The organism is Sphingobium indicum BiD32, from assembly GCF_000382885.1.
Taxonomy (GTDB): Bacteria; Pseudomonadota; Alphaproteobacteria; order Sphingomonadales; family Sphingomonadaceae; genus Sphingobium; species Sphingobium japonicum_C.
Window position 1 is genome coordinate 1 of the sequence record NZ_CAVK010000199.1, and the last position, 15,253, is coordinate 15,253.

The window sequence follows — 15,253 nt, forward strand, 5'->3', positions numbered from 1 at the left end:
CCTTGCAGGGGAGGATTAGGGGTGGGATTGCGTGCTGCCAGACCTCCACCTTGAAATCCGGCTGGAAATAGGCACATGGGAGGCATGGCACCCCCATTTGATCTGGCCGACCTGCCCACCGGGGTGGCGATGTCGCTGTCGTCGCTGGTCGCGCGCGTGCTGGCGCCCAATCCGTCGCCCTTCACCTTTACCGGCACCCAGACCTATGTGGTCGGCGCGGGCGACGTGGCGGTGATCGATCCCGGCCCGGAAGAGGCGGAGCATCTGGCGGCGCTGATGGCGGCGATCGCGGGGCGGCCTGTGGTGGCGATTGTCTGCACCCATACCCATCGCGATCATAGCCCGGCGGCGCGGCCCTTGAGCGCCATGACGGGGGCACCGGTGATCGGCTGCGCACCGCTGACGCTGGACGATGACGGGCCGCGCGCCGATGCGGCGTTCGACGCGGCCTATCGCCCCGACCGGGTGCTGGCGGACGGTGAGCGGCTGATGGGCGAAGGCTGGACGCTGGAGGCGGTGGCAACGCCGGGGCATACGTCCAATCATCTGTGCTTCGCGCTGGTCGAGGAGCAGGCGCTGTTCACCGGCGATCATGTCATGGGCTGGTCGACCAGCGTGATTTCGCCGCCCGATGGCGACATGGCCGATTATATGCGGTCGATGCAGCGGCTGCTGGAGCGCGAGGATATGGTCTATTATCCCGCCCATGGCGAACCGATCGACACTCCCCAGCGGCTGGTGCGCGGCATGATGGGGCATCGCAAGCAGCGCGAGGGACAGATATTGCGCTTTCTGGAGCGCAATGGCGACAGCATCATCCCCGATATGGTGGCGGAGATGTACAAGGGCGTCGATCCGCGCCTGCATCCCGCTGCGGGCCGGTCGGTGCTGGCGCATCTGATCGACCTGGATCAGCGCGGGATCGTGCGCGCGGCGGACGGCCTGTGGCAGATGCGCTGAAACGCTATGCCGGGCCGGTTGCGGCGGCGTTGGTCCTGCTGTTCGTAGCCGGAGCGATGTGGCTTGGCTGGCAGCGCTATGACCGCGATTATGTCGTGGCAGTCGAGGAGGACGGGTCTGCGGTCACCAAGGTGATTGCGGCCAAGATCGCCGGGGTGAGCAGCCTTAAAGTCTCCGAACTCAACGGCACGATCCAGAGCAGCGCGCAGGATGTGCGCGGTTTTGGCCTGCTCAAATCCGATCAGGTCGTCAAAATGCCCTTCTCGGTCGATTATTTTGTCGATGTCAGCGGACTGGACGCGGGCGATCTGGAATGGAACGAACAGACCCGCACGCTGATCGTCAATGCGCCCGACGTGATGCCGGGCAAGCCCAATGTCGATGAGAGCCGCCGCACGTTGGTGCAGACCAATGGCCTCTTCGTGACCCGGCAGGCGAGCGAGGCGCTGAGCCGCCGCGTTTCCGCCCATGCGCAGAGTCGCGCGCTGGCGACCGCGCGCTCGCCCGAACGCATGGCGCAGGCGCGCGATTATGGCCGGGCGGCGATTGGCAAGCTGATGACGGCCCCGCTCAACGCGGCGGGCTATGGCGATGCGCGGGTGATCGTCACCTTCCCGCCGGAACGCAAAGGCCGCAATCGCGAACAATGGGACGTGACCACGCCGATCAACGAGGTGCTGGCCAACCGGCAACGGCAGCGTTAGGGCGCTGTCAAGGGACCGAGGAGTTAGGACATGAACGCTTTTACCGGCATTCCGCAGGGCACCGACCTGCGCGCAGAGATTGAGCGGCTGCGCAAGGAGCGCAACGCCGTGATCCTGGGTCATTATTATCAGTCGCCCGAAATACAGGACCTGTCCGATTTCGTCGGCGACTCGCTGGAGTTGTCGCGCAAGGCGGCGGAGACGGATGCGGACGTGATCGCCTTTTGCGGCGTGCGCTTCATGGCGGAGACGGCCAAGATCCTGTCGCCCGACAAGATCGTGGTACTGCCCGACATGGATGCGGGTTGCAGTCTGGAGGACAGCTGCCCGCCCGCCCAGTTCAAGGCGTTCCGCGAGGCGCATCCCGACCATATTGCGCTGAGCTACATCAACTGTTCGGCCGAGGTGAAGGCGCTGTCCGACATCATCGTTACGTCCTCCTCCGCTGAGAAAATCCTGTCGCAGATTCCCAGGGACCAGAAGATCATCTTCGGCCCTGACAAGCATCTGGGCGGTTATCTGAAGCGCAAGCTGGGCCGCGATATGCTGCTCTGGCCGGGCGTTTGCATCGTGCATGAGGCGTTCAGCGAGACCGAATTGCTGAAACTCAAGGTGCAGCACCCCGACGCGCCGATCGCCGCGCATCCCGAATGTCCGCCCTATATCGTCGATCATGCCGATTATGTCGGATCGACCAGCGGCATATTGGACTTTGCCAAGACCATGCCGGGCGACACGCTGATCGTTGCGACCGAACCGCATATCATCCACCAGATGGAAAAGGCGGTGCCGGAAAAGACCTTCATTGGCGCGCCGGGTGCGGACGGCAACTGCAACTGCAACATCTGTCCCTATATGGCGCTCAACACGATGGAGAAGCTCTATCTGGCGCTGCGCGATCTCCAGCCGCGCATCGAGATGGACGAGACGCTGCGTCTGGGCGCGAAGAAGAGCCTGGACCGGATGCTGGAAATGGCCAGCGCCACGGTGGGGTTGGGCGATCTGGGCGCGCGGTAGATCATGACCTTCTCCCTCCCCCATTTCGACCTTGCCGCTTTCGTCGCCTCCACCCTCGCCGAGGATCTTGGCCCGGACGGGCGCGATGTGACGAGCGAGGCGGTGATTCCGGCAGATGCGATGTTCGATGGCGTCATGGACTCGCGCGATGCGGTCACGCTGGCAGGACTGCCTGTCGCTATGGCGTTTTTCCGGGCGCTCGATCCTGATGTCGTGATCGAGCAGTTGCGTCAGGATGGCGACCAGGTGGCGGCCGGGACCGACATTTTGCGCATCAGGGGCAAGGCGCGGGCGATGCTGACGGCGGAGCGGTCGGCGCTCAATACGGTGCAGCATCTGAGCGGGATTGCGACGATGACGCGGGCCTATGTCGATGCGATCGCCGGGACCGGTGCGACGCTGCTGGACACGCGCAAGACTATCCCCGGCCTGCGCTGCCTTGAAAAATATGCGACGCGGATGGGCGGGGCGACCAATCATCGCATGGGGCTGTGGGACGCGGCGATGATCAAGGATAATCATGTCGCGGTCGCCGGATCGGTCGGCGAAGCGGTGCGCCGTGCGGTTGCTGCCGGGGTTGCGCAGATCATCGTCGAGGTCGACCGGATCGACCAGATCGAACCGGCGCTGGATGCCGGGGCGACCCATTTGCTGCTCGACAATATGGATGCGGCGATGCTGCGGCAGGCGACGGCGCTGGTCGCCGGACGGGTGCCGACCGAGGCGTCGGGCGGGGTGACGCTGGAGACGATCCGGGCGAAAGCGGACACCGGCGTCACCTATATCAGTGTCGGGCGGCTGACCCAGTCGGCTCCGGCAGCCGATATCGGGCTGGATTTCGCTTATGCTTAAGGGGCTGGCCGTGCTGGGGCTGATCGCGCTGCCGGGGACGGCGCTGGCGCAGTCGGCGCAGTGCAGTCCGCCCGAGCAGATCGCCCGGCCCGATATTGAGGGGCCGAGCGCAAAGGAACCCAAGCGCATCCTGCCGGTCGGCAGCTATACGCTGGCGCTCAGCTGGTCGCCGCAATATTGTTCGACCGCGCGGGGCGGGCGCAGCGCGCTACAGTGCGGGGGCAGGAACGGCCGGTTCGGTTTCACGCTGCATGGCCTGTGGCCCGACGGCTTTGGCAAGGAGTGGCCGCAATATTGCCGCGCCGCCGATCTGGTGCCCCGGCAAGTGATCCGGCAGAATCTGTGCGCGACGCCCTCTGTCCAGCTGATCCAGCATGAATGGGCCAAGCATGGCACATGCATGACGAGCAAGCCGGAGCTGTATTTCAACCTGTCGCGAGCGTTATACCAGTCGGTCCGCTATCCCGACATGGGCGCGCTGGCGCGGACGAAGAGCCTGACCGTGGGGCAATTTGCCCAAGCCTTTGCGCGCGCCAACCGGGGGCTGAAGCCGGACATGGTGCGTGTCACGACGACGCGCGGCAATTGGCTGAGCGAGGTGTGGCTGTGCATGAACCGGGCGATGGACTTTACCCGCTGCCCGGCGCATCAGGGCGGGGCGCCGGTTGCAAGCTATGTGCGGATACAGCCGGGGCCGAATATCCCCAATCCGCGCCGTCCCGCCGTGCAGACCACGCCACACGAAGCGCCGGTGCCAGCGCGCAAGCCGGGGCTGATTCTAGACCTTGATCCCAATGTCCAGGCGCTGGGGAACAGTGCGGGGGCGGACCGCTAGCCGTCGATCGTCACCGTGGACGGATGATGCTTGTCGAGATGCTTGCGGATGATGCGCAGGTTGCGGCTGTTCGATCGGAACGCGAAGTCGAACAGGTCGCCGACAAAGGGTATCGCGCCCAGCAGCGTATCGACCCCGACATTGGCCGACATGCGGGTCAGCTGCCATTTCGACATGCCCAGATTGCGGGCTTCCCAGATCATCCATATGCCCATCGACGCGGTCGCCAGGTCGCCGATCACCGGCACCAGCCCGACGATGGAGTCGATGCCGACCGGGCGGTTGATGCCCGGAACGATGAACAGCCGCTCCAGCACCTCCTCCATCGTTTCGATGCGCCGGCGGACCGAAGCGGGGTCGCGGCCAAAGCCCGGCATGGCGCGGGCGCCAGCCTTTGCGGGATCGGGCGAAATCGGCATGGGCAAGGCGTCTCCTGTTGCCGTCCCTAATTGGTGCGGCGGAACAGATGGTTCAATGGGTGGCGCGCGCGCGGCGAGGGCAGGAAGCCGTTGAGCCGCTTGGACACCAGCGACCAGCGGATCGGCGCGCCCAGCGGAATATAGCCATTATGCGCGACCATCAGTGCTTCGGCCTCCGCGATGCGGGCGGCGCGCTCGGCCGGCGCACTGGCAAGGCTGGCGGCCTGTAGCTGCGCGTCGGCCTCATTGCTGCAATGGATTTTGCGGGCGCAGCCGACCCGGCCCAGATACCAGAGCGCGCTGTCATAGGCGGCGACTTCGTCGATCAGCCGCAGGTCCGCGTCGCCGGTAAGGGGGACACGGCGCACCGTCAGGCCGATGGCCGCAAGATCGCGGCGCAGCAGCCCGAACAACAGGGTTGCGCCCGGACCCTGCGGTAGCGCGATGCGCAGTGGCGGCGGGTCGCCATGCTCGTCGCGCCAGATTGCCACAGCGGCGCTCGCCTGGTTACGCCGGTCGTCCATCGACAGCGTCGCCCAGTCGGGTTCGGTCGGCGGTCGTCCAAGGTCGAGCTGGACGGGAACGATTCGTTCGCTGGTGGCCCAGCCGCCGATCGGAAGCTGCGCGGGGATCTGGCTGCGGTCGATCGCCATGTTGATCGCCGCGCGCACCCCGCCATCGTCGAGCAGGCGGCCCCGGCCCGTCACCGCCAGCCCCAGCAACCCCTGAACCGGATCAGCCCGCACCGCATCGCGATCGATCCCCGCGGGAACCAGCAGCAGCAAGTCGGCCAGGCGGCCACCCAGCACCAGCGCGGCCTGGCGTTCGCGGAACCGCACGATCGCCAGTGCGGCCCGTTCGGCGCGCACGACGCGCGTCTGCCAGGCGGGGATGGGCGCATCCTCCGCCTCATCCCCGTCGCTCAGCCGGTCCACCGGGGTCAGGATCACGGCCTTGCCCCAAATCTTGCGGCGATAGGGTCCGGTGCCGCCGTCGCGCGAGATTATGGCCATTTGTGGCTGGGCGAGCATCTGGAGGACATGCGGGCGGGCGGCGGCGAGGCGGATTTCAATCACTTCGCCGGTCATCGGCACAACCGCCTGCACCGCGTCGAGCGGCCCGTCGGGATCAAAGCGGCGCAGCGATTCAATCCGCGCCATCAGCATCCGCGCAACGTCGGGCGCGGTGACGCGCGCGCCATTGGCCCAGAAGGCGCGGCGCAGGCGGAAGATGTAGCTGCGCCCGTCATCCTCCACGATCCAGCGCTGCGCCAGCGCAGGCAGGATGTCGCCGCGGGCGTCGAAGGCGACCAGTCCTTGTGCGGTCGCTTCCAGGATCAGTTTGGCACCGGGATCGGGCAGATGTTGCAAGGGTTTGGCGAAATCGTCGCGCTCGCCCACGACGCTGACGACCACGGGGTCGTTGCTCTCGCTGGAACAGCCACCCAACATCGCCAGCAGGCCGGGCAGCGCGGCAAGGGCAAGGCGGTCGAAACGCCGACGGGGGACGGGGACGGTCGACATGATGGCTCTGCACCCTAGCCCGCTATCGGGCCGCCGCCAACCGCCATGGCCGCATGTTTCCGGTTATTCCGACACCATCCCCGGATCGCGCGCCACCGCCATGGGCAGGTGCAGGATGAAGCAGGCACCGCTCTGGGCGTCCTGTCGGTCGGCGATGCTGATGCGGCCCTGATGACCGTCGATGATGGAGCGGGCAATCGCCAGGCCAAGGCCTGAATGTTTGCCGAAACTTTCGCCTTCGGGGCGGACGCTGTGGAAACGGCGGAACACATGTTCGCGCTCTGATTCCGGGACGCCCGGCCCCTCATCCTCGACGCTGACCAGAACCTGGTCGTCAGCCACGGTCGCGACCACCTGGACCAGTCCGCCGTCCGGCGAGAAGGAAATGGCGTTGTCGATCAGATTTTCCAGCACACGGACGAGCCGCTGTTCCTCCCCCAGCACGACCGCGACATCCTTGCGCGGGCGGGCGAAGGCGAGGCGGACCCCGCGCGGCACGCCGCGTGCTTCATGGGCGCCGACGATCTTTTCTATCAGCTGGCCCAGATCGATCGGCTCGAACCGGGTGCGCGACAGTTCTGCATCGACGCGGGAGGCCTCGGCAATGTCTGTGACCAGCCGGTCGAGGCGGCGGACATCATCCTGCGCGATCGCCATCAACTGCGCGCGCAGATCCGGCCGATCGACCCGGTCGAGCGCGTCGAGGGCGGAGCGGAGCGAGGCTATGGGGTTTTTAAGTTCATGGCTGACATCGGCGGCAAATGCGTCGGTCGCGTCGATCCGCTGGCGCAGCGCCTGGCTCATGTCGGACAGGGCGCGGGCCAGCATCCCGATTTCGTCACGCCGCTCGGGCAAACGCGGCACAGTGACCTGCCGTGCCCGGCCCAGCCGCACGCGCACGGCAGCGCGGGCGAGGCGCTGGAGCGGCAGGACGATGGTGCGGGCCAGGAACAGCGAGAGCAGCACGGATGCCAGCGCAGCCACAGCCAGCACCATGCCCAGCCGCAGCCGCTCTGCCCGGACGGTGCGGGTGATGTCGCGGGCATTTTCGGTCGCGAACAGGCTGGTGCCGTCGCGCATCGCCACCGCGGCTGAAATCACGAATGTCCGATCGGGGGCATAGCGGTTGACCGCCTGCGGTCGTCCTGTCTTGCGCGCCAGTTGGACTTCGGGCCAGCCTTCCGCGCGATCGACGGTCGGTTCGGTAAAGTCAGGCGGACGGTCGGCCGATACGACCCGGTCCATCGCCTTGTCGAGGAAACGGGCAACATGGCGTTGCCAGCCTTCTTCCGACGGCTGGCGCAGGCGGTAGCGTGGCGCGTCCATCGTGAAACTATCGGACAGGCGATGACCGTCGGCGGCGTAGCGGCGCACCCGGTCGCCGGTCTGGCGGGCATAGGCGGCGATCAGCTGGCCCTGCCGTTCGGGCGGCGCGCTCTCCAGCCCGATTGCCAGCAATTGCAGCTCCCGCGCCGACTGTTCCAGCCGCGCATCGACGATGCGGGTGCGATAGCTGTCGAGATAGAAGAATCCCCCCGCCAGCAACGCGAGCGCAAAGACATTGACGGCCAGGATGCGCGGCGTGAGGCTGATCCGCCCGGACCAGCGCAGGCCGTCCGCACCCATGCCGTCATTCTTCGGAGAAGCGATATCCGGCGCCATAGAGTGTGTCGATTGCGTTGAAATCGGAATCTACCTCGCGGAATTTGCGCCGCAGCCGCTTGATATGGCTGTCGATGGTGCGGTCGTCGACATAAACGTCATCCTGATAGGCGGCGTCCATCAACTGGTTGCGATTCTTGACCACGCCGGGGCGGGTGGCCAGCGTTTCGAGGATGAGAAATTCGGTGACGGTCAGCGTCACGTCCTGCCCGTTCCACTTCACCCGGTGGCGCGCCGGGTCCATTTCCAGCCGCCCACGGACGATCGGGTCGGCGACGGGCTGGTCGGGGGTTTCGGGCGTGCGGCTGACTTCGGCGCGGCGCAGGATCGCGCGGATGCGGGCGATCAGCAGCCGCTGCGAGAAGGGTTTGGAGATATAGTCGTCCGCGCCCATCGCCAGGCCCAGCGCCTCGTCCAGCTCATCCGCCTTGGACGTCAGGAAAATGACCGGCATCGGGCTTTTTTCGCGCAGGCGGCGCAATAGTTCGAGGCCATCCATGCGCGGCATCTTGATGTCGAACACCGCCAGATCGGCGGGATTGTCGAGCAGCGCCTTGAGCGCGCCTTCGGGGTCGGAATAGACCCGCGTCATGAAGCCTTCGGTCTGAAGCGCGATCGACACGGAGGTCAGGATATTCTTGTCGTCATCCACCAGGGCGATGGTTGCTGTCATGCGGCATCCCAAAACTGTGTGAGGACGGGGGCGGACAGAGCGTTAGACGATGCCGGCGCGCGCTGCAAGGAAGGCAGGGGCAGCCGATCATGCGGTATGAGAGTCGCTATTCGGGACAAGCGCCAGATCACAGGGATTTGACGGCCCTTCCGCAAAGCCTTATGCCGCGATGGTCTGCAGGAATGACGCCGCGCTCAAGACAGCGGCGCTGAGGGGCGGACCGGTCGCGAATATGCAGATGTTCGTGAAGCGGAATTATTACATCAGGAGCAAAGGCGTGCAGGCCAAATCCTCAATCACCCTGGTCAACCAGGGCATTACGACCAATGCCGTCCAGTTCTGGAATCTCGGCACCGCGCCTTTGGTCGAGGCGGCGATCCGCAACGGCGAAGGCATATTGTCCAAGGACGGCCCATTGGTCGTCAAGACCGGCAAACATACCGGCCGCAGCGCCAAGGACAAATTCATCGTCCGTGACGCCGAAACCGAATCGACGGTGTGGTGGGGCGATACCAATCGCGGCATGACGCCTGAGCATTTCGCGGCGCTCAAGGCAGATTTCTTCAAGGCGCTGGGCGAAAAGGACATGCTCTACGTCGCTGACCTGTTCGGCGGTTCGCAGCCTGAACATCGCGTCAATGTGCGCGTCATCAACGAACGGGCCTGGCATAATCTGTTCATCCGCACCCTGCTGGTCCGTCCGAGTGCGGAAGAACTGGCGAACTTCGTACCTGAATATACGATCATCGACCTGCCCACCTTCAAGGCTGATCCCGCCCGCCATGGCTGCCGCAGCGAGACGGTGGTTGCGGTCAATTTCACGGAAAAGCTGATCCTGATCGGCGGCACCGCCTATGCGGGGGAAATGAAGAAGTCGGTGTTCGGCATCCTCAATTATCTGCTGCCGGTGAAGGGCGTGATGCCGATGCACTGTTCGGCCAATATCGGCCCGAACGGCGACACCGCCGTATTCTTCGGCCTGTCGGGCACGGGCAAGACCACCCTGTCGGCCGATGCCAGCCGCACGCTGATCGGCGACGATGAACATGGCTGGTCGGACACCGCCGTGTTCAATTTCGAGGGTGGCTGCTACGCCAAGATGATCAACCTGTCGGCCGATGCCGAGCCGGAGATTTTCGCCACCACCAAGCGCTTTGGCACGGTGCTGGAAAATGTCGTGATCGACGAGGAGACTCGCGAGATCGACCTGGACGACAACAGCCTGGCGGAAAACAGCCGGGGTTCCTATCCGATCGACTTCATCCCCAACACGTCGGAAAAGAATCTGGGTCCGGTCCCCAAGAATATCATCTTCCTGACCGCCGACGCCTATGGCGTCCTGCCGCCAATCGCGCGGCTGACCCCGGAACAGGCCATGTATCACTTCCTGTCGGGCTATACCGCGCGTGTGGCGGGGACCGAAATCGGCGTGACCGAGCCGACCGCGACCTTCTCCACCTGCTTTGGCGCGCCCTTCATGCCGCGTCATCCGAGCGTCTATGGCAATCTGCTGAAAGAACGCATCAACAAGGGCGGGGTCACCTGCTGGCTGGTCAATACCGGCTGGGCGGGCGGCAAGGCGACGATGCCGGGAATCAAGCGGATGCCGATCAAGGTTACTCGCGCGCTGCTCAACGCTGCGCTCGACGGTAGCCTGAATCAGGCCGAATTCCGCACCGATCCCAATTTCGGCTTCGATGTGCCGGTGGCGGTCGCTGGTGTCGAATCGACCATCCTCGATCCGCGCGCCATGTGGGCCGACGCCAATGCCTATGACGAAACCGCCGCCGTGCTGGTCAAGCAGTTCGTCGACAATTTCGCGCAGTTTGAGGATCATGTGGACGAGGGCGTCCGCAGCGCGGCGCTGACCGTTGCCGCCTGATCGGGCGCAATCGTAAAAATCGGGGCCGGGGGAGCGATCCTTCCGGCCCTTTTTTGTTTTGCACATGCGTAACGATGCTATGCTGCGCGTCGTTGTGAAGCAGGAGTGACGATCATGGGCATGTTCGACGATCTTATCGGCAAGGTAGGCGGTCTGGAAGCGATCGCGGCGCAGATCGGCGTGACGCCTGAACAGATGCAGGGATTGATGACCGAGATCAGCGGCAAGATCGGCTCGGGCGAAACCAGCGTTTCGGCGCTGGCCGAAACGGCGGCGGAACATGGCGTTTCGGCGGACAAGTTGCAGGAATTGCTGGGCCAATTTGGTGGTCCCGAAGCGATATTGGGCAAGCTGGGTGGGATGTTCGACCGCGATGGCGACGGCAATCCGCTTAATGAACTGGGCGGTCTGGCCAAGGGTCTGTTCGGCTGAGGCCAGCCCCCTGACGGGGGCCAGCTATCGGCCCCCCAAGTTTTTTTCGCCTTGCCTTCATGCGGCGTTGGCTCCATTCGCGACGGATATTAGTTGTTGCGAACGATACGCAACTGGCGTTGCCCGCCGGGCAGGCGCGGATAGATGGCAAGGAAGAAGGTCTTGACCGACGTGACGATCGAAAAGCCGGTATTGGAACCCACCGGCGCGCTGAGCGTGGAGACGGTGCTGTCGGTGCGGCACTGGAACGAGCATCTGTTCAGCTTCCGCATCAGCCGTCCGGCCAGTTTCCGCTTCCGTTCCGGCGAATTTGTGATGATCGGCCTGAAGGGCGAGAATGGCAAGCCGCTGCTGCGGGCCTATTCGGTCGCCAGTCCCTCCTGGGACGAGGAACTGGAATTTCTGTCGATCAAGGTCGAGGATGGTCCGCTGACGAGCAAGCTCCAGCTGATCGAGCCGGGCGACCAGATTTATCTCGGCCGCAAGCCGACCGGCACGCTGGTGACCGACGCACTGCTGCCCGGCAAGCGGCTGTTCATGCTGTCGACCGGCACGGGCCTTGCCCCGTTCCTCAGCCTGTCGCGCGACCCGGACGTCTATGAATTTTACGAGCAGGTCGTCGCGGTCCATTCGGTGCGCCGCGTCAGCGATCTGGCCTTCCGTGAAGAGCTGACCGCCAAATGGGCGGAGGACCCGCTTGTGTCCGAACAGGCGCCTGCGCAGTTCCATTATGTGCCGACCGTAACCCGCGAGCCGTTTGACGGCCACACCGCGCGGATCGACAAGCTGGTCGAAAGCGGCGTGCTGTTCGAGGGGATTCCGGGGGCGCCCAGGTTCGACCCCGAAACCGACCGGATCATGATGTGCGGCAGCATGGAGATGATCAAGCAGTTCGCCGCCTGGTTCGAGGCCAACGGCTTTACCGAAGGCTCCAACGCGGCACCGGGGCAGTTCGTCATCGAGCGGGCGTTCGTCGGGTAAGCACAAGCGCAGCAGGATAGGAAAGGGCCGGGGGATATTCCGGCCTTTTTCATATCTTATCCCCGCCCTGACAGGGAAGGGAGACATTATGCGCCCCGCCGCTCCGCCACCCACGCTTCCACATTCCCGGCCAGCACGGTCATCGGCACGCCGCCGCCCTTGACCATGGCGTCGTTGAACAGGCGATAGTCGAAGCGATCGCCCAGCGCGGCCTTGGCCATGCTACGCAGGCGGTTGATTTCGCCATGGCCGACCTTGTAGCCACAGGCCTGCCCCGGCCAGGCACAGTAACGATCCACTTCGCCCTGCACATCTTCGACCGTGGAGCCATTGGTGGTGGCGAACCAGTGGATCGCCTGTTCGCGGGTCCAGCGCTTGGCATGGAGGCCGGTGTCGACGACCAGACGGCAGCAGCGATAGGCGATCGACTGGAGATAGCCCAGCCGCCCGGCGACATCGCCATCATAGGCGCCCAGTTCGTCGCCCAGCTGCTCGGCATAGAGCGCCCAGCCTTCGCTATAGGCGTTGAAGGCGAGCAGCGAACGGATCAGCGGCAGTTTGTAGCTATATTCGCCCTGCCAGATATGGCCGGGTATGCCTTCATGATAGGTCAGGGTCGGCAGGCTATAGCGCGGCCAGATGCTGGTATCGCGCAGGTTGATATAATAGTTGCCGGGCGTCGATCCGTCGATGGCCCCGGCCCCGGCATAGGCACCGGGGGCGCCCGCCTCTATCTCCACCGGCACGCGCTTGACGATCAGCCTGGCGGGGACCAGCGTGGCGAAGGCGCGGGGGAGCCGGGTGCGGATGTCGGTCAGGCGACCGTCAATATAGGCCAATATCTGCGCGCGCCCCTTGTCGTCATTGGGGAAGAGGTAGCGCGGGTCCTTGCCCATCGCGGTCATCCGTTCGCCCACCGTGCCCTGGGTCATGCCCAGCCCCTTGAGCAGCCCGTCCATCTCCGATTGCAGCGCGGCGAGTTGCTCCAGCCCCAGCCTATGCACTTCGTCCGGGGTCATCGTCGTCGTGGTCCCGGCTTTCAGCGCCCAGGCATAATAGGCCTCGCCGTCGGGAAGCTTCCACACGCCTGCGTCCATGGTGGCGGTGGCGCGCTGGCGCTTGAGTTCGGCAACCTGGGCGGCCAGCGCCGGGGCGACCTTGTCCCGCACGATCTGGAGCGCCCTGGCCCCATAGTCGCCGGGCATGGACGCGGTGCGGCGGGCGATGGAGGCGACCGGCACCCACTGGTCGAGCGGCAGGGCGCGCACCGCCTCCATCTGGGCAATGCTCTTGTCGAGCAGGAAGGCGGGGGCGGTGACGCCGATGCCCGCATCATGGCGCAACCGCTGCGTCTCGCCCGCCAGATTGGCGGCATAGGCGCTCAGCCGGTCGAGATAGGCGTCGGCGTCGGCGGGGGTCGCGATACCATGGTTGCTGTCGAGGAAGTCGGGGGTCTCGACGAAGCTGCCTGTATTCTGGGCCACGGCATAGGGGCTGTTGCGGTAGGACCAGTTGCTGTTCATCATCGCCATGTCGCCGAAGGGGAAGGCGAAACCTTCCGCCGCCAGTTCGTGCGCGGCGCGGGTCACCGCCACATTGGTGCGGGTGACGGGCGAGAGCGGGGCAAGATCAATGGCGCGGAGTTTGCTCAGGCGATCGGTCACATGGGCGGCGATCTGCGCCTGACCCGCCGGGCTTTTATTGCCGAGCCGGCGTTTGAGCGCGGCGCGGGGGCCGGTGTCGATGCCAAGGCCGCTGGCGCTTTCCGGGGCATCGGCCAGTATCGCTTCGGCCATGGCGGAAAGGGCGGCTTCGGCGCGGGCGTCCGCTGTTTCGGCGGCGCGGGCGGGGAGGGCGGCCAGCGCAAAGGCGGAGGAACCGGCGACGAGAAAATCGCGGCGAGTGGCGGTCATGCAAGCGCTCCAAAATAGGATATTTGCCGCTTAACTTCGCATATTTCCCGGTGAATGCGACATGATATTTCCTGTTGGCGACAGATCATAACAAGCGGGCGCGTGGGCCGGGGCGGTCCTGCGCGGGCGGAGGCGCGGGTGGTGGGGGTGTCTGCGGTGGTGCGGAGGCGGGCGTTGGATCGTGCGGCCGCTCCGCCGCCGGTGCCTGTTCCGCCCTGTCGCGCTGGTCGATCCGCAGGCGATGAGGCAGGCGGGCGCGCAGCCCTTCCACGTCGCCCGCCAGCGACCGCAGCGCCGCGAACATGATGCGATGGTCCGGTCCGGTGCGATAGCCGACCTCGCGCTTGCCCCGGTAGAGCGGGCGCGGCGCGTCGTCATGGATCAGCGTCATGGCACGGTCCCGCGCAGCGTCCAGCCCCATCTCTATCGCCCAGTCCCATGCGGCGGCGAAACTGTCCGCGCCGGGTCGCGCGCGCAGATGATAGGCAGACCGCGGCGAACAGCCCACGCTGCGCGCCGCATGCGCGACGATGCCGCATTGGGCCAGCGCGGCGATGAACGCCGCCTGCGCATCAGGCGTCCAGCCGCGCGCACGGCGCTGGAGCGGGACCGGGGTGAAGTGGAGAAGATCGGGAGCGTTGGGCATGACGGGGAGCATGGCATGGGAGGCGGGTTGTAGGACAGGGGGGAGGGCGGCGCGTTGACAGCCGGACAACGACATATTATGTCTGTATGTAACGACATTTGGGATATGCCGATGACCGCGACCTTCACCAGCCGGGAATTCAACCGCGACCCCGGCAGCATCAAGCGGGCGGCGCAGTCCGGCCCGGTGTTCATCACCGACCGCAACAAGCCCTCGCTCGTCGTGCTGGCGATCCGCGATTATGAGCGGCTGGCGGGGCATGGCGCGTCGCTGTTCGACCTGCTGATGCCCGATGACGATCAGGATTTCGATTTCGAACCGCCCAAGGCGCAGATCGCATCGCGGCCCGCCGAGCTGGATTGATGTTCCTGATCGACACCAATGTCATTTCGGAAAGCCGCAAGATGCGGTCGGGCCGCGCCGCGCCGCAGGTCGTGGCGTGGCTCAAGGCGACCGACCCCAGCACGACCTTCATTGCGGCGATGACCCTGTTCGAGCTGGAACTGGGCGTGGTGCGTATCGAGCGCCGCGATGCCGCGCAGGGGGCAAGCCTGCGCCGCTGGCTCGATCAGATCGTCAAGCCCGGTTTTGCGGGGCGGGTGCTGGCGATGGACGGTGCGGTGGCGGTGGCCTGCGCCGTGCTGCATGTCCCCGATCCGGTGAGCGAACGCGACGGCTGGATCGCGGCGACGGCGCTGGTCCATGGGCTGACCGTGGTGACGCGCAATGTGCAAGATTTTGAGGGGACGGGGGT

Annotated in this window: 16 protein-coding genes; 10 read left to right on the forward strand and 6 right to left on the reverse strand. The window is 65.4% G+C overall.

Annotated features, from left to right (window positions below):
* Positions 1–84: 84 nt before the first annotated feature.
* From EBBID32_RS18710 to EBBID32_RS18730, 5 genes are read left to right on the forward strand one after another with little or no spacing between them, the layout of a single operon-like run.
* On the forward strand, positions 85–960 hold the full coding sequence (locus EBBID32_RS18710) for an MBL fold metallo-hydrolase (protein ID WP_037491840.1): 876 nt from the start codon (positions 85–87) through the stop codon (positions 958–960).
* Positions 945–1,664, forward strand: a complete 720-nt coding sequence (locus tag EBBID32_RS18715; protein WP_006963649.1) for a DUF4230 domain-containing protein — start codon at positions 945–947, stop codon at positions 1,662–1,664. Before EBBID32_RS18710 ends, EBBID32_RS18715 begins: the two co-directional genes overlap by 16 nt.
* A 30-nt stretch (positions 1,665–1,694) precedes the next feature.
* On the forward strand, positions 1,695–2,681 hold the full coding sequence (gene nadA / locus EBBID32_RS18720; protein ID WP_006963651.1) for a quinolinate synthase NadA: 987 nt from the start codon (positions 1,695–1,697) through the stop codon (positions 2,679–2,681).
* A gap of 3 nt (positions 2,682–2,684) precedes the next feature.
* Positions 2,685–3,533, forward strand: a complete 849-nt coding sequence (nadC, locus tag EBBID32_RS18725) for a carboxylating nicotinate-nucleotide diphosphorylase (RefSeq protein WP_006963653.1) — start codon at positions 2,685–2,687, stop codon at positions 3,531–3,533.
* Positions 3,526–4,368: a ribonuclease T2 family protein gene (locus tag EBBID32_RS18730; protein ID WP_006963660.1), complete on the forward strand. Its 843-nt coding sequence runs from the start codon at positions 3,526–3,528 to the stop codon at positions 4,366–4,368. Before nadC ends, EBBID32_RS18730 begins: the two co-directional genes overlap by 8 nt.
* Here the strand turns inward: EBBID32_RS18730 and EBBID32_RS18735 are convergent.
* The 4 genes from EBBID32_RS18735 to EBBID32_RS18750 form a co-directional block, all read right to left on the reverse strand.
* Entirely contained in the window at positions 4,365–4,787 is a 423-nt protein-coding gene (locus EBBID32_RS18735; RefSeq protein ID WP_006963664.1) for a DUF4112 domain-containing protein, read from the reverse strand. The two genes, EBBID32_RS18730 and EBBID32_RS18735, sit on opposite strands and share 4 nt — an antisense overlap.
* Positions 4,788–4,813: 26 nt before the next feature.
* Positions 4,814–6,310, reverse strand: coding sequence for an ABC transporter substrate-binding protein (locus EBBID32_RS18740; RefSeq protein WP_006963666.1), 1,497 nt, complete (start codon positions 6,308–6,310; stop codon positions 4,814–4,816).
* Between the two features lie 63 nt (positions 6,311–6,373).
* Entirely contained in the window at positions 6,374–7,972 is a 1,599-nt protein-coding gene (locus EBBID32_RS18745) for an ATP-binding protein (protein ID WP_037491844.1), read from the reverse strand.
* Positions 7,941–8,645, reverse strand: a complete 705-nt coding sequence (locus EBBID32_RS18750) for a response regulator transcription factor (protein WP_006963670.1) — start codon at positions 8,643–8,645, stop codon at positions 7,941–7,943. Before EBBID32_RS18750 ends, EBBID32_RS18745 begins: the two co-directional genes overlap by 32 nt.
* 277 nt (positions 8,646–8,922) lie before the next feature.
* Here EBBID32_RS18750 and EBBID32_RS18755 point away from each other — a divergent pair, with 277 nt between their 5' ends.
* From EBBID32_RS18755 to EBBID32_RS18765, 3 genes are all read left to right on the forward strand, one after another.
* Positions 8,923–10,527 (forward strand): phosphoenolpyruvate carboxykinase, encoded by a 1,605-nt coding sequence (locus EBBID32_RS18755; protein ID WP_037491851.1) that lies wholly within the window; start codon positions 8,923–8,925, stop codon positions 10,525–10,527.
* A gap of 114 nt (positions 10,528–10,641) precedes the next feature.
* Positions 10,642–10,959, forward strand: a complete 318-nt coding sequence (locus tag EBBID32_RS18760; protein ID WP_006963674.1) for a hypothetical protein — start codon at positions 10,642–10,644, stop codon at positions 10,957–10,959.
* Positions 10,960–11,103: 144 nt separating this feature from the next.
* The gene (locus EBBID32_RS18765) at positions 11,104–11,940 is read left to right on the forward strand and encodes a ferredoxin--NADP reductase (protein WP_037491848.1); all 837 of its coding nucleotides are present in this window, start codon (positions 11,104–11,106) and stop codon (positions 11,938–11,940) included.
* Between the two features lie 86 nt (positions 11,941–12,026).
* On the opposite strand, the gene EBBID32_RS18770 is transcribed toward EBBID32_RS18765, so the two are convergent.
* On the reverse strand, positions 12,027–13,853 hold the full coding sequence (locus EBBID32_RS18770; protein ID WP_006963679.1) for a DUF885 domain-containing protein: 1,827 nt from the start codon (positions 13,851–13,853) through the stop codon (positions 12,027–12,029).
* A gap of 85 nt (positions 13,854–13,938) precedes the next feature.
* A complete protein-coding gene (locus EBBID32_RS18775; RefSeq protein ID WP_006963680.1) occupies positions 13,939–14,499 on the reverse strand; it encodes a hypothetical protein in 561 nt (186 codons plus the stop codon).
* A gap of 111 nt (positions 14,500–14,610) precedes the next feature.
* Here EBBID32_RS18775 and EBBID32_RS18780 point away from each other — a divergent pair, with 111 nt between their 5' ends.
* Both EBBID32_RS18780 and EBBID32_RS18785 read left to right on the forward strand, forming a co-directional pair.
* A complete protein-coding gene (locus tag EBBID32_RS18780; protein ID WP_006963681.1) occupies positions 14,611–14,862 on the forward strand; it encodes a type II toxin-antitoxin system Phd/YefM family antitoxin in 252 nt (83 codons plus the stop codon).
* A partial coding sequence (locus tag EBBID32_RS18785) for a type II toxin-antitoxin system VapC family toxin (protein ID WP_196805698.1) occupies positions 14,862–15,253 on the forward strand: 392 nt, incomplete at its 3' end. The genes EBBID32_RS18780 and EBBID32_RS18785, both read left to right, overlap by 1 nt.

Excerpts from the sequence above, each read along its gene's own strand:
- EBBID32_RS18775 (WP_006963680.1), bottom strand. The coding sequence starts at position 14,499 with ATGCCCAACGCTCCCGATCTTCTCCACTTCACCCCGGTCCCGCTCCAG.
- nadC (WP_006963653.1), top strand. The coding sequence starts at position 2,685 with ATGACCTTCTCCCTCCCCCATTTCGACCTTGCCGCTTTCGTCGCCTCC.
- nadA (WP_006963651.1), top strand. The coding sequence starts at position 1,695 with ATGAACGCTTTTACCGGCATTCCGCAGGGCACCGACCTGCGCGCAGAG.
- EBBID32_RS18765 (WP_037491848.1), top strand. The coding sequence starts at position 11,104 with ATGGCAAGGAAGAAGGTCTTGACCGACGTGACGATCGAAAAGCCGGTA.
- EBBID32_RS18710 (WP_037491840.1), top strand. The coding sequence starts at position 85 with ATGGCACCCCCATTTGATCTGGCCGACCTGCCCACCGGGGTGGCGATG.
- EBBID32_RS18750 (WP_006963670.1), bottom strand. The coding sequence starts at position 8,645 with ATGACAGCAACCATCGCCCTGGTGGATGACGACAAGAATATCCTGACC.
- EBBID32_RS18735 (WP_006963664.1), bottom strand. The coding sequence starts at position 4,787 with ATGCCGATTTCGCCCGATCCCGCAAAGGCTGGCGCCCGCGCCATGCCG.
- EBBID32_RS18780 (WP_006963681.1), top strand. The coding sequence starts at position 14,611 with ATGACCGCGACCTTCACCAGCCGGGAATTCAACCGCGACCCCGGCAGC.
- EBBID32_RS18745 (WP_037491844.1), bottom strand. The coding sequence starts at position 7,972 with ATGGCGCCGGATATCGCTTCTCCGAAGAATGACGGCATGGGTGCGGAC.
- EBBID32_RS18760 (WP_006963674.1), top strand. The coding sequence starts at position 10,642 with ATGGGCATGTTCGACGATCTTATCGGCAAGGTAGGCGGTCTGGAAGCG.
- EBBID32_RS18730 (WP_006963660.1), top strand. The coding sequence starts at position 3,526 with ATGCTTAAGGGGCTGGCCGTGCTGGGGCTGATCGCGCTGCCGGGGACG.
- EBBID32_RS18740 (WP_006963666.1), bottom strand. The coding sequence starts at position 6,310 with ATGTCGACCGTCCCCGTCCCCCGTCGGCGTTTCGACCGCCTTGCCCTT.
- EBBID32_RS18770 (WP_006963679.1), bottom strand. The coding sequence starts at position 13,853 with ATGACCGCCACTCGCCGCGATTTTCTCGTCGCCGGTTCCTCCGCCTTT.